This is a genomic window from uncultured Imperialibacter sp. (assembly GCF_963974565.1).
Classification (GTDB): Bacteria; Bacteroidota; Bacteroidia; order Cytophagales; family Cyclobacteriaceae; genus Imperialibacter; species Imperialibacter roseus.
This window is the reverse complement of the sequence record NZ_CAXBCJ010000003.1, coordinates 50,666-68,351: the sequence shown is the minus strand read 5'-3', so window position 1 is coordinate 68,351 and position 17,686 is coordinate 50,666. Positions and strand designations below refer to the sequence as shown.

14 protein-coding genes are annotated in these 17,686 nt (G+C 46.6%); 5 read left to right on the top strand and 9 right to left on the bottom strand.

Annotation, left to right across the window (positions count from 1 at the left end; translation table 11 throughout):
* Positions 1-31: 31 nt before the first annotated feature.
* The 3 genes from AAC052_RS05330 (at position 32) to AAC052_RS05320 (ending at position 3,017) form a co-directional block, all read left to right on the top strand.
* The gene (locus AAC052_RS05330) at positions 32-1,732 is read left to right on the top strand and encodes a GMC family oxidoreductase (protein WP_339811527.1); all 1,701 of its coding nucleotides are present in this window, start codon (positions 32-34) and stop codon (positions 1,730-1,732) included.
* An 11-nt stretch (positions 1,733-1,743) separates the two neighbouring features.
* Positions 1,744-2,310, top strand: a complete 567-nt coding sequence (locus AAC052_RS05325; protein WP_339811525.1) for a gluconate 2-dehydrogenase subunit 3 family protein — start codon at positions 1,744-1,746, stop codon at positions 2,308-2,310.
* Between the two features lie 176 nt (positions 2,311-2,486).
* Positions 2,487-3,017 carry a DUF4136 domain-containing protein gene (locus tag AAC052_RS05320; protein ID WP_339811522.1) on the top strand — a complete coding sequence of 177 codons (531 nt, stop codon included), beginning with the start codon at positions 2,487-2,489 and terminating at the stop codon, positions 3,015-3,017.
* A gap of 13 nt (positions 3,018-3,030) precedes the next feature.
* Here AAC052_RS05320 and AAC052_RS05315 read toward each other — a convergent pair whose 3' ends face one another.
* Together AAC052_RS05315 and AAC052_RS05310 are read right to left on the bottom strand one after the other, a co-directional pair.
* Positions 3,031-4,449 carry a L,D-transpeptidase family protein gene (locus AAC052_RS05315; RefSeq protein WP_339811520.1) on the bottom strand — a complete coding sequence of 473 codons (1,419 nt, stop codon included), beginning with the start codon at positions 4,447-4,449 and terminating at the stop codon, positions 3,031-3,033.
* Positions 4,450-4,481: 32 nt separating this feature from the next.
* On the bottom strand, positions 4,482-4,895 hold the full coding sequence (locus AAC052_RS05310; RefSeq protein ID WP_339811518.1) for a hypothetical protein: 414 nt from the start codon (positions 4,893-4,895) through the stop codon (positions 4,482-4,484).
* A 222-nt stretch (positions 4,896-5,117) separates the two neighbouring features.
* Between AAC052_RS05310 and AAC052_RS05305 the strand changes: the two genes are divergently transcribed.
* Positions 5,118-6,152, top strand: coding sequence for a hypothetical protein (locus AAC052_RS05305; protein ID WP_339811515.1), 1,035 nt, complete (start codon positions 5,118-5,120; stop codon positions 6,150-6,152).
* Between the two features lie 6 nt (positions 6,153-6,158).
* On the opposite strand, the gene AAC052_RS05300 is transcribed toward AAC052_RS05305, so the two are convergent.
* The 7 genes from AAC052_RS05300 to AAC052_RS05270 form a co-directional block, all read right to left on the bottom strand.
* Positions 6,159-6,764 carry a transposase gene (locus AAC052_RS05300; protein ID WP_339811512.1) on the bottom strand — a complete coding sequence of 202 codons (606 nt, stop codon included), beginning with the start codon at positions 6,762-6,764 and terminating at the stop codon, positions 6,159-6,161.
* A gap of 5 nt (positions 6,765-6,769) precedes the next feature.
* The gene (locus AAC052_RS05295; RefSeq protein WP_339811510.1) at positions 6,770-7,048 is read right to left on the bottom strand and encodes a hypothetical protein; all 279 of its coding nucleotides are present in this window, start codon (positions 7,046-7,048) and stop codon (positions 6,770-6,772) included.
* 207 nt (positions 7,049-7,255) lie between these two features.
* Entirely contained in the window at positions 7,256-8,131 is an 876-nt protein-coding gene (locus AAC052_RS05290) for a TIM barrel protein (RefSeq protein ID WP_339811508.1), read from the bottom strand.
* Positions 8,132-8,152: 21 nt separating this feature from the next.
* Positions 8,153-9,082 (bottom strand): polysaccharide deacetylase family protein, encoded by a 930-nt coding sequence (locus tag AAC052_RS05285; protein WP_339811507.1) that lies wholly within the window; start codon positions 9,080-9,082, stop codon positions 8,153-8,155.
* A gap of 58 nt (positions 9,083-9,140) precedes the next feature.
* On the bottom strand, positions 9,141-10,193 hold the full coding sequence (locus AAC052_RS05280; RefSeq protein WP_339811505.1) for a mechanosensitive ion channel domain-containing protein: 1,053 nt from the start codon (positions 10,191-10,193) through the stop codon (positions 9,141-9,143).
* On the bottom strand, positions 10,190-10,597 hold the full coding sequence (locus AAC052_RS05275; protein WP_339811503.1) for a gamma-glutamylcyclotransferase family protein: 408 nt from the start codon (positions 10,595-10,597) through the stop codon (positions 10,190-10,192). The genes AAC052_RS05280 and AAC052_RS05275 overlap by 4 nt, the downstream gene beginning before the upstream one ends.
* Positions 10,584-14,870: a hypothetical protein gene (locus AAC052_RS05270; protein ID WP_339811502.1), complete on the bottom strand. Its 4,287-nt coding sequence runs from the start codon at positions 14,868-14,870 to the stop codon at positions 10,584-10,586. The genes AAC052_RS05275 and AAC052_RS05270 overlap by 14 nt, the downstream gene beginning before the upstream one ends.
* 168 nt (positions 14,871-15,038) lie before the next feature.
* On the opposite strand from AAC052_RS05270, the gene AAC052_RS05265 reads away from it, so the two are divergent.
* A complete protein-coding gene (locus AAC052_RS05265) occupies positions 15,039-17,666 on the top strand; it encodes a WG repeat-containing protein (RefSeq protein ID WP_339811500.1) in 2,628 nt (875 codons plus the stop codon).
* Positions 17,667-17,686 lie beyond the last annotated feature (20 nt).

The window sequence follows — 17,686 nt, the reverse complement described above, 5'->3', positions numbered from 1 at the left end:
ACATAATATTTAAACTACACATCCTTATCTCATGAATTTGAACCTGAAAGCAAAGCAGCAAAACTCCTACGATGCGATTGTGGTGGGAACCGGCATCAGTGGTGGGTGGGCAGCCAAAGAGCTCACAGAGAAGGGACTCAAGACATTGGTGTTGGAAAGAGGCAGAATGGTGCGCCACGTTGCTGACTACCCAACGATGAACCTGAATCCCTGGGAGCTTGAAAATGGCGATAGGATTACCGCCGAAGAGCAAAAAGACTACGAAAAACAGAACAGAACAGGCTACACCGTAAAAAACTCTACCAAGCACTGGTGGATCAAGGATACAGACCAGCCTTATTCAGAAGTAAAAAGATTTGACTGGATCAGAGGCTACCATGTTGGAGGGCGTTCCATCATGTGGGGCCGCCAAAGCTACCGCCTGGGAGAATTCGACTTTGAGGCCAACGCCAAAGATGGTATCGCAGTCGACTGGCCTATCAGGTACGCCGACATAGCACCGTGGTACGACTACGCCGAGCAGTACATTGGGGTAAACGGTATAGCCGATGGCTGGATTGGGCTTCCCGATGGAAAGTACCTCCCTCCGATGGAGATGAACTGTATCGAAAAGCATGTAAAGCAGGGCATCGAATCCAACTTTAAAGACAGGATCATGACCATGGGCCGCTCGGCGAATATTACACAGGATCACAACGGCCGCCACAAGTGCATGTACCGCAACCTGTGTATCAGGGGGTGTCCTTTTGGTGGCTACTTTAGCAGTAATGCTTCTACGCTGCCAGCGGCAGAGGCTACTGGCAACATGGAACTGCGTCCCAACTCCATCGTTCACTCTGTGATTTACGATGAAGCAAAAGGCAAGGCTACTGGTGTGAGAGTGATCGACGCAGAAACACTTGAGACGGTTGAGTATTATGCCAATATCATTTTCCTCAATGCCTCCACCATCAATACCACGTCTATCATGCTCAACTCCATTTCGGATCGATTCCCTAATGGACTTGGCAACGACAGTGGTGAGCTTGGGCACAATCTAATGGATCACCATTTCCGTGTAGGTGCCAGGGCCGATTTTGATGGCTTCGAAGATGAGTACTATGTAGGCAGAAGGCCTAACGGCATCTATATTCCACGTTTCAGAAACATCGGAAGCGACAAGCAAGACTACATCAGAGGCTATGGTTACCAGGGTGGTGGCAGCCGTGATGGCTGGGGCAGAGGTGTTGCCGAGATGGAAGTTGGGCCACAGCTTAAAGAAATGATGATGACCCCCGGCAAGTGGGGAATAGGTCTTACCGGTTTTGGTGAAATGTTGCCTTACCATGAAAACAAGATGGTGATGAACAACGACCTGAAAGACAAGTGGGGCATGCCAACCGTAACTTTTGATTGCGAGATCAAAGAAAACGAGCTAAAAATGCGGGTGGACATGAAAGAGCAGGCCGTGGCCATGCTTGAAGCAGCAGGCATGAAAAACGTCACACCCTACGACGACGCAGGTGGGCCCGGACTGGGAATTCACGAAATGGGGACTGCCAGAATGGGCCGTGATCCGAAAACCTCAGTGCTGAACAAATGGAACCAGGTGCATGCCTGCAAAAATGTGTTCGTTACGGACGGCTCGGCCATGACTTCGGCTTCCTGCGTAAATCCGTCGCTTACTTACATGGCACTTACTGCCAGAGCGGCCGATTATGCTGTGAAGGAAATGAAAAAGCAAAACCTGTAAACAGAACAACCATGAACAGAAGAGAACTAATAAAAAAGACGGCCCTTTTCATGGGAGCATCTGTTTCAGCTCCTGCGATAATGGGTATTTTGAATGGATGCACAGCAGAGCCCAGCCTTTACTGGACGCCGAAGTATGTGACCAAAGAGCAGGCCGTAGAGCTGGAGGCCATTGCCGAAACCATCATCCCAGCCACTGGCACACCCGGCGCCAAAGATGCCGGAGTGCCTGCCTTCATTGAAAAAATGGTGCATGAGGTATACAAGCCTGCCGACGTGAAGAAATTCATGGATGGGCTGGCTGCTTTCAGCAAGAAGGTGGAAGACAAAGAGGGTGACCCTTTCAATCAATTGGACGCTGCCAAGCAATTGGAAGTGATCAAAGCGGAGAACTCTGCCGCACTGAGCAGTGCAGGTGGGGGTGAAAGACCATGGTTTCTCTCGATGAAGGAGTTGACCCTGCTTGGTTTCTTTACTTCGGAAATCGGCGCTACGCAAGTATTGCGTTATGAAGCCATTCCTGGCAGGTACGAAGGATGCATTCCATTTTCAGAAGTGGGAAAAACCTGGGCGACTTAAGAATTTTGGATTGCTGATTTGAAATTTATGATTTTGGATATGGAAAGCCCGGCTGTTCACCGGGCTTTCTGCTTTTTTGCCAGCTCCCTATTGCAAACAAAAGGCATGCATTGAGTTGACAATTGTCATTCAATGGCCACCAGCACTTCGTTAAGTTGGGTTCTAAAGCAAAACCAATGAACAAGTTAATCGCATGGATCGTGTTTTTGAGCCTTGCACTGGGCGGATGCGCCACCAAGGTCAGCACGTCATTCGACAGGCAGGCCGATTTTAGCCGGTACAAGACTTTTTGCTGGCTGCAAGGGTGCGAGTTCACCTTTACAGGCCCCAGTTACATGAAAGACAGCGCTGTTGTTAACAACCTCAAAAATGCCATCATCAAAGAAATGGCCGAAAAGGGTTTTACTTACGACGATCAAAGTCCCGACCTCCTGCTCGATTTTCACGTAACGGTGGAGAACAGGCAAACCAACGTATACAGATTTGAAGAAGACAGGTTTCTGCAGCTTGACCCCATTGACCAGTCCGACGTGTACTACTTCCTCGAAGGCACCCTCATTATGGACATTGCCGACAGGGAAACGGGCCAGATGATTTGGCGTTCCAGCGCCAGCCGTTATTTGGAACTAAATCCTGAGATGACCGAGAGGAACCTTCGAAAAGGGATCGGTATCGTGCTAAAGAAGTTTCCTCCGAAAGAGAGGTAAGCCTGCTTTGCACTTACAGCACCTCCCTGAAACCCAGCCGACCGTCCTTATTGTAGACATCAGGGTAATAAACTATCTGCCCGTTTTCGTCCCAGGCGGTAAAGTACCTCACGTAGATGGGGATAGGCTGAATCACGCTGATCTCTGTTCGCTTCACCAGCTTGAAATACTGTGCCAATAGCATCGGATTGCTGTAGACCGAGTCGTTTTTCACCAGATAGTAGGCAAACTCCTCAGCCTTTTCCATGCGAATGCATCCATGACTCAGCGCCCTGTCCTTTCTTGAAAAAAGCTGCCTGGCGTTCGTGTCGTGCAGATAAACCCCATAGGGGTTCTCAAACCTGAATTTCACAATTCCAAGGGCATTTTCCCTTCCCTCTTTCTGTCTGATGTAGTAGGGAAAATTATCTTCATTGTACTGAAACCAGTCAATGGCCTTCGCATCTACCAGGTTGTTTTTGTAGTCCAGCACTTCGTAGAGATGTCGGCTGAGGTAGCCGCTGTCTGTCTTCATCTTAGGCAGAATCTCTTTCACGGCAATGCTCCTTGGTACCGTCCAGTAAGGGTAAATGGTAAAACACCAGATGCTGCTTTCCAATACTGGCGTGGGCGTACTTTTAGCACCCACTATCACCTTTGACTGGAGTACAGTCTCGCCGCCTTCTATCACGGACAGCTGATAGGCCGGAATGTTTATGAACACATACCTTTCTGGCAGCGGGCCAGCCTCCCAGCGCCACCTTTCAATGTTGATCTTTAGCTTTGAAATTTTGCTGTTAATATCAGGCAAATCATCCGGCGCCGTCGACCGCCGGATCAAAAGCGTTCTCAGCTCGTTCCTTAAGGCAAGGTATTGCTCACCACACGGTTCTTGCGATTCGAGCGAATGCCTTATTTCACCTTCTTCCAACGTTTTGCGCAATAGTTCAGCGTAGTCACCAGCATTCACTCCGGGTGTGCTGGCAACTTGCCCGGAAATGCCGTGCCCAAGGTTCCTTGCCATGGTGACAAACGCATCTGTTAGGAGAATATCCAGTCTGTCGGGTGTTGTAAACTGAAAAACCAGTAACTCGTTGCGCAAAACCTCCAACTCAGCCAACTTATAGGTTTCCGGTGACAGCCCATAGTTCTCCGCTTCCCTCACCACCTCCAGCATCGAATCGGCCGCCGGCAGCAGCTTGCCGTCATTGAACCAGGCCAGCGAAGCACCGTTGCCTTTGTAGAATGCCAAAACGGACGATGTCGAAGTCAAGCCGTATTCTTTGAGCAAGGTGGTATCAACTGTCGTGGCAGCCACTCCAATTTCCAGGGAGTCGTCCGGGCCACCTAACACATGCCCTGCTGTTGGCTTGCAACTGTTGAGCACTATCATAACAGCTGCCACTAAAATGGCGATAAACACTGCACTGTGGTATGTGACCCTTTTTCTCATTTCTCTTCACTTACCGCCCAAAATCCCACTATTCACTTCAGCTGAGGCGCCTTCACTTCAAACAGGTGCTCCAACCTGTCCAAATACTCATGCTCAGCCTTACTTATTCCTCTGAAAGAGACCGCAATATCAGTCGCCGTGGTTAGTATCTTGGCCTTCAATTTTTCGCTAAATACTGCCTTGTGTATTTCATAATACTCCTTAAATGTATTGAAGGCCTCCTCCGCTGTCGTGAAACTGTCGGTCAGGTAATCAAACGATATGTAAATATAATAAGCGGCATCAGTGCCGAACTCATCTGTTGAATGCTCCAAAGGCACCCATTCTTTATTCACAAGTTCCTTCAGCTTTTCCACCTCCTTGTGCTTGAGGTGGTTGTCGGCCATAGCAATGGCAAAAAACAGATTACCCAGTTGTTCGTAAATCTTTTGATAATTGGTAGTCATGGCTGTACGTGTTTAATTCCTATTCCTGTCCTCCAGGCAATCGGCTCTTGCTGATGACCTGATGACATATAAAACTACTTTTTTAGGCGCCGCCATTGGATGATAGAAGTCAGTGGGAAATGGTGATTCTGGTCAAGGGATTATTCTCAACAAGGCACTTGACAAGTCTAAGGCAAAGACACAATATCCATGAGTGTTCTACGTTTGAACTATATTTAAAATATGAAATTTCTTATCAAACTATTCTTCATCCTGCTAATCGCTTCCTCTTGCGACAAAAGCAACAAATATTCGGAAGGCCATTTTCCTGACGACGTGGTCAACTTTGAAGCCGTCAACTCGAGTGAAGACGACTACAACATGGATCTTCCTGTAGTTCACGATGAGCACATGTTTCATTTCTCATCAAACAGGGGAGATGTAAATCATTACGACATTGTTGGTAAGAACCTCATTTTGCAATGGGACTATGCTGCGGAACATTTAACAATTGATGTAAACAAGGCCCGGGGCACTTCGCTACCAATGCGTTCCCTCTTCGACTCTGTCAACACATTCTGCAATGAACTGGGGCCATACTCAATTACTTACGAAACTCAGGTGAACAACAACACCCAGTTGACCTATTTGTTCTTGTATGCTAATGATTGTGCCGGCAATTTTGATATCAAATTTACTTATGTTGATCCCACCGAAAGCAGTCAGGTAGCAGCAGCATCGCCCATTGGCCTCACCATGGTTAACACGGAAGCCAATGAGCTTTATCCAGCATTCTTTGGTAAAGATTTTAAATGGGAATCCCGGTATGCTACCGATCCCACGACAGTAGAGAAGCTGATTTATTGCACAGACAAGGACGGTGTCTATGATTTCTATCAAATCGACCTGTCTATTGATGACCCCACTGTTTCTCTTTCATCTGCTGAGGCTATCGCACCTGAGAAACTCTCCATCAGTAGTGCTGAAGGGAACGATAAATGTGGCTTTATCAACGGCAAGCTAATGGTTTTCAGCTCTGACCGACCAGGAGGCTATGGTGGGTTTGACCTGTACTACAGTCTTTATGAAGGAAATGCCTGGTCGGAGCCGATCAATTTCGGGGAGCGCATCAATACGGAATTTGATGAATACAGACCCGTGATTCTAGCCTTCGATATAGGCTTTGACAATAATCTTCTCTTGTTCTCGTCGAACAGACCGGGAGGCAAAGGTGGTTTTGATTTGTACTATGTGGGGGTGGAGAAGATGATAGATTAGCCTCCCTCAATTAGGCCCTTTATCGACACCGTTCAGCTGATCCTTGTCCCAGTTCGCCGGATTACTGATAATATATTGGGCTATGCGGTCGTAAGATTTTTGATCCCGTATGATATGTTCCCAATAATTCCGTTGCCATAATTTACCGTTAAATTCAGGCCACCCGGCATTTTTTACACCACGTATATATTCGTTGGTTGTCATGGTTTTGAACCATTGTATAACCCGATATAGGGGCGAACCCTTGTGTTCGCCCAGTAATTCCGTGGCCGAATTGTTGGTTGAAAAGGATGCGTCCGATGTGTTATTTGGACCGACACACGGGTCGGCCCCTGCAGGATTTCCGTTGTTGATGATAATGGCGTGGAAATGATTGGGCATTACCTGCGAAACATCGCATTCTATATCTGAAAATTTATTTGGTAATTCCATCACCCATCGATTGATCATATTTCCTGCATCATTCAATACCATTCTACCGTCCACCACCTCCCCAAAAAAACATTGCCTATCCTTGGTGCAAATTGTGACAAAATATGCCCCTTGTTGCGAATAATCATATCCCTTCAATCGGATCGATCGGCGATGGTGTTTTTGAGGATCGTAAACCATGGGGCTTAACCGGCAGCTACAACAATACCTTTGGCTTCAGCCAGTTTCCATATCGCCGCTTTAATTTCCTTTGAGGTTGACGCAGAAGTGTGGTACTCTACTTTCTGGACACCCTCAGTCAATTCAAAAACGAAGGAATATGACAGCAACGTAATTGCCCTAATATCAGTCCAAAGTAAAATCGTATTCTTCTGAAAAAAACCAGAGCGGATTTCTATCTGCTCATCTGTTACTCTCACCTTCGGGGAATAATTTGACCTTTCGGAGGTGATCGTCAGGGCCATAAAAAAGTAAAATATTCCACCCAGCGTCAGTAGCACGGTCAAAATCCAACACCAACCTGGGCGGCTATCCGGCTTCCAAAAATGGAATGATCCCTGAAGTAAAAAAATTGCTCCAACAAAAAAATAAAGTCCTCTCTGAGCTTTCAGAGAGAACTTATGGTTTCCAGACCCAAGAAGGATTGTCTTTTCCAATTGGTCTATGCCTGATTAAACATCACAGATATCTACCGATTGCCTTAACGATGCAAATACATCGTCACGCTTGGGAATGAACTCCTGCGCTACATAGCCTTTGAAGCCTGTTTCGATGATGGCCTTCATGATGGCGGGGTAGTAAAGCTCCTGTGTTTCATCAATCTCGTTGCGGCCCGGTACGCCACCTGTGTGGTAATGCGAGATGTATGGGTGGAACTCTTTGATTGTGGCAATTACGTCACCTTCCATGATCTGCATGTGGTAGATGTCATACAGCAGCTTGAAGTTTGGTGAACCTAACTTATCCACCAGCTTCACGCCCCAGGGGGTCTTGTCACACATGTAGTCGGGGTGATTGCGCTTGCTGTTGAGCAGCTCCATGCTAATGGTCACGCCGTATTTTTCAGCCACCTTCATCACGGGCTCAAGGCCTTTGGCGCAGTTTTCCAGGCCTACCATGTCGTCCATGCCATTTCTGTTGCCGGAGAAGGTAATCACATTGGTAAATCCAGCATCGGCTGCTTTTGGTATTGACGCCGTAAACTGCTTCAAAAGCTCAGCGTGCAGGCTGGGATCATTAAATCCCTTATTGAGTCCAATGTTCGAGCCATAGGCCATGGCGCAATGCAGGTTATACTTCTTGAGCGTAGGCCAGTCTTTTTCCCCCAGCAGTTCCACCGATTTAATCCCTATATCAACAGCCGCTTCACAAAGCTCCTCTATTGTTTTCTTCCCATAGCACCACTGGCACACAGAGTGGTTGATATTGCCCTTCCGTGCTGCTTTGCCGGTTGCTGGAGCCGCCTGGCTTATGATAGATGGCGCCATCGCCACTCCCAGGGAGGAGACGGCCATTTTTTTTAATGCTTCTTTTCTCGAAATGTTCATGGTAAATATATTTTAAGTAGGCTATTTCTGGTTAAAAGTTATTTCCTGTATCTGTCGCCAGGTCACCGGCTGAATGCCCTCACTCTTGAGCACTTCCTTGAATTCATCGCTCAGCACATAATTGAGGTCTCTTTGCCGCCATGCCGCTCCAAAGTCGGGATGATTGACTGTCACTGCCTGCATCTCGTCGTCGTCATAAGCCAGATGCACCAGCAACACATTAAGTCCGGGTTGCAGCTCCTTCATCCAGCCAGTGTAGGTGCTGCCCCACTGGTCGGCGGCCACACCCTCCCCCATCATATATAGACGGTTAACTGGCACAAAAACCTCATCTATCGCCTCAAAAAGTGGTGGCGCTGCCTCTAACAATCCGGCGGGGATCATCACAGGTATGCCAAACTCTTTCCCCACCTTCTGGTATATTTTGAAAAGATCAGGAGTTTGAAACAGGCTCCCCATATGAGAATCGAGGTGCGAAGGCTTTAAGCCAGCGTTGATAGCCATTTGCACCTGTGCCCTTATTTCCTTTTCCACCTCTTCTGGTTTGGCTTTCTGCGCCACTTCCTCTGAAGTAGGATAGAAGAACCCATCGGCTCCGATAAGACTCGGAATTTGTGATGGCATGGAAACACCATCCCATTTGTAGTTTTCCCATTCGGCTGTCAGTGTAAGATGAAGGCCAAGGTCTTTGTCGGGGTGTTCTCTTCCGTATCTCGCTATCTCAGGGAACCAGGGGCACGGCACCATGATGCTGGCCGAGCTGATGCCGCTTTTTTCAAAAGCCTCAATAGAGGCGGCATTTTCTGAATGTGCCACTCCCAGGTCGTCGGCATGAATGATCAAGAGTTTGGTGTCAGCCGGATAACCCAGCTTTTCTGCTGTATTGGGTGGTTGACACGCAACGGTGGCTGCCAATAGACACAAAAAAATCAGTACCTTTTTTGAAATCATGAGAGCGGGTGTAATAATCAACTATCAAATTATCACCTATTCCCCTATTTCAAAAGCTTTATTCCTTTTTATCCGCAGGCTCCATCAAAACCCGTGTGGTTGGCAGATAATGTGGGTAGTTGTCTTTAATAAAGGTGATAAGCATTTCCCGCACATTGCACCGCAGGTCAAAGGCATCTGACGAGTTGCGGGCAGAAACCAGGGCTCGCACCAACATCGTGGACTCTGTGGTGTCCGTAACCTGAACAACCTGTGTCTCTTTGTCCCAGAGAGGATCCGTTTTCAGGTATTTTACCAGCTGCTTACGTAGCGGATCAAGAGGAAGTCGGAAATCGGTATAAATAAACACCGTACCAATCAGGCTGGCCTCGGTTCTTGTCCAGTTTTGGAAAGGTTGCTCCACAAAATAAGTGATAGGCACCACCAGCCTTCGCAAGTCCCATATCTTCACTACCACATAAGTGAGGTTAATTTCCTCAATCCTGCCCCACTCCTTTTCCACTATCACCACATCGTCTATTTTGATGGGTTGGGTAAAAGCAATTTGCAGCCCCGCAAGCAGGTTTGAAATAGTCTTTTGAGCAGCTAAACCTACAATGATAGAGAGAATGCCGGCAGATGTAATAAGTCCGGCACCAAATTTCCTACCCTCCTCAAAACTTAGCAAAATGGCAGATAAAGCGATGATGCACAGCCCCACAATGACCAGCTTTTTCATAAACGTGAGCTGGGTAATGACCTTTCTTTCCTGGATATTATCATCCTTCGCTAGGTCATATTGGCTGAGAATAATGTCCTGAAAAACCTTGGTTAACCTGATAAGAAACCAGGTACCCGATATAATAAGCAATATCTGAAACAGCAGCCGCCAGTTGTGGAAGGTGTCTTCAGGATCGTAGAAAGTGAAAGTCAGGAAGATTACTAATATAGGCACCAAAGTGAGGCTGGCAGTTTTTACCTTTCTGAGTGATTTGATGAAGTCAGTTTGATCACTTCCTCTCAGCCCTAGTTTTATGCTTAGAACGATAATAAACCTCAGGATCAGCCCACCAACAATCCCACTTACAATGATGAGTAATGGCAAAGGAATTTTATTGAGAAAATCCGTCATAGTTCACTTGTATCTGGATAAAATCTGCCTCCGGCAATTGGCTTTCCTTTTTTCGGGTCAGTGAATAAATAAGTCCAGGCAGTAAACGCTTTGCCATCCATTCGCACGTCTACCTGCCTTCTGATATATTCATCGCCTACTAATAGCGCTGGGTCAACCCCCTCATATTCATCAAGGGTAGCCCAAAAAGTTATCCCCGACGATTCCTTGATCTTATACAATTCACCAAAGGCGAGTGCTTCAGGCGACAACACCAGGCCCGGGTACCAGGAAACACGGTAAAGGTACCCACTACAGCTGGCCTCTCCCAGCAGGTCAGCGTTTTTCCTGAGAAAAACTGCATAAGGCCCTTCGAAACCCGACATGAGTGTGCCGTAAACAAAGATCAAATCACTTTTCTTCATTTGTTCCACTTTGCTGGGTGGCATTCTTCTCGTACACCTCCTCCTGCCAATGTTTGATTTTATCCTTATTGCTTCGGGCGCCGATACTGCTGATAACGCCACTTAAAAACGCCTTTGACCAATAATTAATAATACTTCTTGAAGTATCTCTTTCGAAAAAGATCCCACCCTGGCGGGTAGAGAAAAGAGTAGGGTTGTTGGAGGAAACGATAAATGCGTTGGCAAAAAAACTTTCAAAGGCCTTCCCGGTTCCCTGTTTTTCCTCTTTTCTGTTTAGCACGTTTATCTTTAAATCGTTGTAAAGAAAATCCATGTTTCCAACAGCCACCGAAGTGTCGGCCTCAAAGTTAAAATAGGCCTCATTGAGTTTACCGTCCCTTACCTGCACAAAGGTGATCGGCACAAGAAATGAATTTACCTTTTGAAGATCCGTTGGGCCGACGCTTCCTGTCACATAGTGAGTGCCTGCCTTACTCGTCAAGTCAAATACAAAATCGGCTTTGAGCTGCCCGGCTTCCATCATAAGTGCCTGCGCATGCAAATTAGCATAGGCATTGCGGGCAATGGCCTCAGGCTTATTGGTAATATTGGTTCCCCGTGCGCTGAGTTCCGAAATCATCAGCTCGCCCGGCTCGGTGCCATCCTCGGCAAATTCCAGATAGAGCAAGGCGCTATTTGTGAGCAACAGTGAGTCAATTTGCAGTGGCATTTTCATTTCCAAAAGCTGGAGCTGCGGCAAGCTTCTTATCTGGTCAGCCGGAAACGGCAGCCGTTTGTCCTTAAACATCCGAACGTAAAAATTGCTTAGTTCCACCTTGCGAGCAACAATTTCATCCCCCTGAAGCAAGCCGAAAAGGTTAGGATCATACAAAGCTATCTGTCGCCCCTTCGCTTGCACCCAGGGAGTTTGATGCCCTACCACGTGGGCATGCTCGTACATACCATAAAACGGCAGCACGGTGGGTCCTTCAATCACCACCTGTGGTGCTTGAGAGTTAATAGAAAGTCTGTCAATTTGAACTCTATAGAGGCTATCGGGCAAACGAAAAGCGATATTGTCCAGCGACACCTTATAAGCTTCGCTAAACAGCAAACGATCCTCTTTCATCTTCTGATTTTCATTCATCAGGAAGCCCCTGAGCTGTATCTCGAATGAAGGAATCTCCCACGAACGGTTCTTTGCGTCATTCTGATAGCTTAGCTTGTCGCCGTCGATGTTAATATACCCCACTGCCAAATTACCTAGTGCGGCGTTTCCGTTTGCTGGCTTACTTTTGCCGCCTTTCGGGGCTCCTGTGTTTCTATCATCTATGGCCAAAAAATCCAACCTGGCCTGTATCGAGTCTGCCGAAAAATTTCCACGCAGCAGCAGCTCCTTTAAATCCAACCCCGAAATATCGAGTTGCGGAGCAAAAGCCATAGCAATAAACTTACCTTCCCTGTCTGTTGCCACACGAAAGTCCAATAGAGAAATCTTCCTGTCGGCTGTGCTCAACAACAACCTGTTCAAAGCAAAGGTATCGAACCCATCCAGCCAGGAAAAATCCTGTTGGTTTGTCTCCATAGATATATCCCGGGCAAAACCTATGGGCGAATTGGCAACAGTAGATTGTTTGTCAAAATAAATGTCACCCAGGTCAAAAGTGATATTGCTAATCCTTTTTGAAATGGTGTCCTGTCGGGTTGTGAGCAAACGCAGGGGAAAGTGTATCTCATTTCCTTTCACATAGTCGTAGCCGCCAAGTATCCGGGTTTTTACGTTATTAATTGCGGCTTCAATTCCTTTTTCCTCAGGCGATCCTCCTGCGATCGCCCATTCGATGCTTGCTCCCCCGAAAGTTGCCTCATTCCACTTAATATGATCTCCCTTTATAACCGCCAGTACATCTATTCCGCTGATGTCAATACTGGGTGTAACAAGCCTGGCAAGCCCCTTTCCCGGTGGCAATGTATAGCTAAAATCGAGGGTGGTAAAAGTGGAGTCACTAAGCGACGCTTTGATATCTTTCACATCCATATTCACCTTGCCCGGCAAAGCAATTTTGAGCCCGGCAATAGTTGTACTTGCATCGTCTATATGCCAATTAGTAGTGCGTCCTATTTGGTAGCCAACGCCAGTCATTCCAATTGAGTAGTCGGAAAGTTGCAGCGAAGAGGTGTCTCTTAGGTTCACAAAAAGATTGCCCCGATAGATGTCCAGGTTCTTTACCTCCACTTTGCCCAGCGACGCCTTTTTCAGGCCTTTCCGCCTCTGGTATGAGTTAATCCTGATATCGGGGTTTATCAGCATTACACTGTCGGCCAGCCATTCACCCTCTACCAGAAACTCTTTCAGGTAAAAGCCGGTCATTTTCATCTGTCTGATTTTACCCTCAGCCGACCAGCCTGATGGCGTATAGGGTGTTACCACCACGTTCTCAACGATGTAATTACCCTTGATCGGATTAAAACTGAAATCTCCAATCTCCAGAATGTGGGAGTCGTCAGGAAAAAGCAGCCGGGATTGCCCCACTTTCACAACCAGGTCATCGGCGTGAAAAAATTTTGTAGAGTCGAGCTGAGTAAGGCTATCGACCCGGAAGGAGCTTGCAAACACCTCGATTTCCGGCGAACTGAACCGCTGTTTTTCTCTATCGTAAAAGTACACCTCACTTTTGTCTACCTGAAGTTTGGCCACCGACAGGCTTGAGAATATATGGCTGATATAGGGGTAAAAGTTGGCTATTTCTCGAAACCCAATCTTTTTCTTTGGGTCATTGAGCCTTTTCAGAAAAAACTCGGAGCTACTTATCTCGAGTTTCCCAACCACAAGTTCCTTGTTTTCCCAACCGTTCCATAGCTCCACCTGACTAAGCTCAAAAGCAGGTACATAAAATCGCTTTTGCATGTCAGCCTTCTCGGCAAACCACCTCTGGCTCAAACCCTGTATTGGTGCAATCACCAGGCTGTCGCCACGGATAATGGAATCGAGCGTCGAAAACCGGAATTTCTTAATAAACAATCGGTGAATGCTGTCTGGCAGAAAGTAAGCGTACTCGTCAACCGTAAAATCAATATGCTCAAAAATCTTGTTGTCCCGACTGAAAATAACGGTACTGGTGTCTATTCGAAACTTTCTGAGGCCCACACTGGCATTTTGCACCGTAAACCGATCCTGGTTCTTTCCTCCATAGAACTTGAGGTCCAACAAGGCCCTGTCAAGGTCAAAGTTTTGAACTTCAATCACATCGAAAAGAGAGGTGAGAAGCTCGACAATGGAAGTGCTCTCCTGATTTTCTCCCCGCTTTCTGGTAACCCTGGTTACCTCATTAATATTGATGGCAGGCTCTTCAAAAAATATTTCTCCTATTTGAAGGATGTTATCGTTGTAGGCCTGAATAAAATCGACGTTTGTCAGCCTGAACTTAGGAATGAAAACCTCGTAGCTATTTACACTGTCGGGCACTGGCAGCTTTTCTACTCTTGGTTTAAGCTTCAGGTTGGTGAATACAATGTCGGAAGTCTCGGTTGAAAGGGAGAGGTCGTCGAACTCTACTACGTGAATGCTGTCTGCCAACTTCACGCTTTGCTTGCTTATTTGCAACAAAAGTTTTTCGGTGTTCAAAAACCTGTCTTCCTTCTTCACCGACTGCCCTATCTCGAAGTTATCAACTGAGGCATTGACCGGGCCTACCAGGTAGGTCTGTTGAACATCATTCAGATTTTTAATATACGTGAAATAGCCTTCAGTGATTTTGAAGTCGGTGATCTCAAAGTGGTTGAGGTAGTCAGTTACCAGCTGATAAAAATCTCCGGCTTCCAACGACAAAGTAACGGCCTTCTCCTCCTTCGGGTTTTTGTACCACTTGATGTCTGGCTGGAGAATATCTATTGCTGCCACCTGAAGATTTCGATTCAGATAAAGGTCATAAAGGCTTTTAATTCTCAACGTCAGCAGCGGGATATGCGTGATATACATATTCTCCCTGGTATCCTCTCCCGAATGGAACCGGCCTTGCGATACCGAGTCTACGCTCAGCCGAAAATTGCTGAAGTTAATCTGCCGCCTGAAAAGGTCAATCTCAATTTTGTCGAAGCTAACGCCGTAAAAACCATTGCTCTCCTCCTCCACTACCTGCACAATGATTGTTCCGGCAAGCTTCACAGCCATCTCCCTGAGGGTGCCAATAGATAAAAAGTAAAGAGCAACTGCCGATAAAGAAGTAATGAGAGTAATCTTCAGCAGATAACTTGAAAGCCGTGTCTGTTTTCGGGGTGGGCGGGGAAGCTTCATAAATTACACCATAGCCATCAGGTTTTTTCTAAATACTTACTAATACTGAAATTTGCTAATCATTCAGTACAAAGAGAAGTGGTGTTGTCTGCTTAGCCACAATAAAATTAGTAATTTCGCAGTCTATAGTAATTGAGATCAGCTAAAATAAATCGGTATCGACTATTTATGAAAATGCACAAACCCTTCTTGCTAGTACTGACAGTGCTGATAAGTTTTTCGTTGCATGCCGATAAGAACAAAAAAGCTGCCAAGGCGCTAGCCAAGGGCGATGTAGACAAAGCCAGAGAAATAGTTATAGAATCGCTACAGGACGACATCGTTAACCCCGGGGGCAATTATCTCTACTCACTTATCTACACGATTGACTCACTTCCCGATTACAGTATCGACAGTGCTCAAAAATATATACTTGCAGCAAGGGTCGACTGGCCATTGCTTACTGAAAAAGAGCAGGGAAAAAGTGTCAAGAATGGATTTTACCCGTCTCTTTTTGAAGTACAAAAGGAGCGGGTAGACAGCCTGGCGTTTCTGAGAGCTGTTGCACAAGGTGATGTGGTCGCTTACGAAAGCTTCATGAGGCAGTTCGCCGATGCCGACAAGGTGCCCCTTGCCAGAACAAAAAGAGATAGTGTCGCCTTTAGCGATGCTTCTGAAGTTAACACCTGGCAGGCTTACCAGCGGTTTTACGAAGCCTACCCCGAGGCTGAACAGGTACCTGAAGCACAAGAACGGTATAAAGTGCTTATTTTCAACGACCTCACGAAAGACAGAAAGCTAAGCAGCTTCAAAGATTTCCTTCGAAATTTTCCAGCTACGCCATTTAGAAAGGAGGCTGAAGAGCAAATATTCGAAATCATGACTGCGGCCAACGAACCCGAATCGTACCTCAGGTTCATGGCAGAGTACCCCAACTCGCACATGAAAAAAAGGGCCTTCGACTTCATCTTCGCTATTGATCAGGCGGCCTATAACTTTCAATACTACTCACGTTATACACCCACCAGAGCCATTCAGGACTCCCTCGACAACCTGCGCAAGCTTGAAAACATCTATCTGGTGCCCTTCTACGAAAACGAAAAGTATGGGTTTTTGAAGCCAAATGGTGCTGTGCTGTTTGGGCCTACCTTTTCATCGATAAGTACCGACTACCTATGTGGTGACATTGTAAGTGAGTTTTTGCTGGTGGATGACAAAGTTATTAATCGTCAAGGCGGCATCATTACTGAAGGAGAGTTTGACGTTGTTGAGAGTATCGGTGGTGGGTTGATCAAGGCAGGCTCGGAAGGAAAAATGGGAGTCTGGCATAAATCTGGCTACCAGATTCTTCCCCGGCAATATGACGATATTTCGCTGCTGGACAGCAGGCTGCTTTTGATCTCAAAAGGCGAAAAGGCGGGCCTGGCTTCCTACAATGGCCGGATACTTATCGCCCCTCAGTATGATGACATCACTGTGGAAGGCCAATTTTGGATTTTTATAAAAGATGACCTGTTGGCCTTCACCAACATCAAAAAAATTGCTGCCATTGCCAATCAGGAAGAGCTGAAGCTCTCTTTCGTTTATGAGGAATTGGAAAAGTTGCCTAATGGTGACATGATTGGCTACAATGGTGATTCAGAATGCATCATCGACAAAAACCAGGAAGTCGTTATTCCCATGGGTGTTCAAAATATCTATCCTATGGGTGACAACTGGCTCGTGAAGCAGCCTTTTGGCTATCGTATTTTCTATAACGACACCCGAAAATACTCTGACAATCTTTTTCCTGAAGTTGAATTCAATTCCCAATGGCTGGCATGGAAAAGCGACACCGCATGGGCGCTTGTTAACAAGCAAAGCGCAAGAGGCATTATTTTCCGACTCGACTCAGCAAAACTTATCAATGAAGACGTTGCTCTCACCTTCAAGGACCTAAAAGGCACTGCCCATTTTTACAACGGCACCAGAGTCGATTTCACTAAAGGCGACAAGGTGTATGTGCTTGGCGACCCCTACCGAAAGGACAATTATGACAGCAAAAGTCAGTTTTTGGTGATAGAAAATAGCAAACTGAAAAAGGTTTACAGCATGCAGGGAAAGCTTCTGTTTGAGTTAAAACAAGGCTCACTTCGTTATCTTTCTCCCAATTACCTGGTTGTTGAAAACCGAGGGAAGCAAGGCATTGTAGACACCACGGGCAAGCAAACCCTTGCCATCAAATACGACGGAATTGGGCAGGCCGATGCAGAAGGGCTGGTAACCGTACTGCTCGACGGCAAATTTGGCAGCTATCACCTGGCCACCGGCGCTCTGGCAGCTCCCAAATATGAAACCCGTGCGAGGTATTTTAACGACCAATTGCTCACTACCACCCTCAAAGGTGCAACCGGCCTAACCAACTTTGAAGGAAAGACTGTGCTTCCTTTTGAGTATGAGAAGGTGCAGGTTTGGAACGACTCCCTGGTGATGGCGCAGAAAGAAGGCTTGTGGAGCATCACGTCCCTTGATGGGAAAAAAACATATTATATGCCTTTCATCAACTTTCAGGTGGTGAAAGACGACAATGAAGAAAAGATACTGAAAATATACACTAACGATGGATATGGGGTTTTGAGTAGCAAAAATGGCGTGGTGCTTGCCCCCACCTACAACGACCTTGTTAACCTTGGAAGCGACACTCTCCCGCTTTATTTCGCCGAAAAGCATGTGCGGGAAGCCGAATTTTATGTGGTAGTTTACGCTGATGCCAAAGGCAATCCCATCAAATCGCAAGCCTTTCGGGGAGAAGAGTATGACAAAATTTTCTGCCAGTAATCACTCAGGCTAACAAACCA

Excerpts from the sequence above, each read along its gene's own strand:
- AAC052_RS05330 (WP_339811527.1), top strand. The coding sequence starts at position 32 with ATGAATTTGAACCTGAAAGCAAAGCAGCAAAACTCCTACGATGCGATT.
- AAC052_RS05325 (WP_339811525.1), top strand. The coding sequence starts at position 1,744 with ATGAACAGAAGAGAACTAATAAAAAAGACGGCCCTTTTCATGGGAGCA.
- AAC052_RS05320 (WP_339811522.1), top strand. The coding sequence starts at position 2,487 with ATGAACAAGTTAATCGCATGGATCGTGTTTTTGAGCCTTGCACTGGGC.
- AAC052_RS05315 (WP_339811520.1), bottom strand. The coding sequence starts at position 4,449 with ATGAGAAAAAGGGTCACATACCACAGTGCAGTGTTTATCGCCATTTTA.
- AAC052_RS05310 (WP_339811518.1), bottom strand. The coding sequence starts at position 4,895 with ATGACTACCAATTATCAAAAGATTTACGAACAACTGGGTAATCTGTTT.
- AAC052_RS05305 (WP_339811515.1), top strand. The coding sequence starts at position 5,118 with ATGAAATTTCTTATCAAACTATTCTTCATCCTGCTAATCGCTTCCTCT.
- AAC052_RS05300 (WP_339811512.1), bottom strand. The coding sequence starts at position 6,764 with ATGGTTTACGATCCTCAAAAACACCATCGCCGATCGATCCGATTGAAG.
- AAC052_RS05295 (WP_339811510.1), bottom strand. The coding sequence starts at position 7,048 with ATGGCCCTGACGATCACCTCCGAAAGGTCAAATTATTCCCCGAAGGTG.
- AAC052_RS05290 (WP_339811508.1), bottom strand. The coding sequence starts at position 8,131 with ATGAACATTTCGAGAAAAGAAGCATTAAAAAAAATGGCCGTCTCCTCC.
- AAC052_RS05285 (WP_339811507.1), bottom strand. The coding sequence starts at position 9,082 with ATGATTTCAAAAAAGGTACTGATTTTTTTGTGTCTATTGGCAGCCACC.
- AAC052_RS05280 (WP_339811505.1), bottom strand. The coding sequence starts at position 10,193 with ATGACGGATTTTCTCAATAAAATTCCTTTGCCATTACTCATCATTGTA.
- AAC052_RS05275 (WP_339811503.1), bottom strand. The coding sequence starts at position 10,597 with ATGAAGAAAAGTGATTTGATCTTTGTTTACGGCACACTCATGTCGGGT.
- AAC052_RS05270 (WP_339811502.1), bottom strand. The coding sequence starts at position 14,870 with ATGAAGCTTCCCCGCCCACCCCGAAAACAGACACGGCTTTCAAGTTAT.
- AAC052_RS05265 (WP_339811500.1), top strand. The coding sequence starts at position 15,039 with ATGAAAATGCACAAACCCTTCTTGCTAGTACTGACAGTGCTGATAAGT.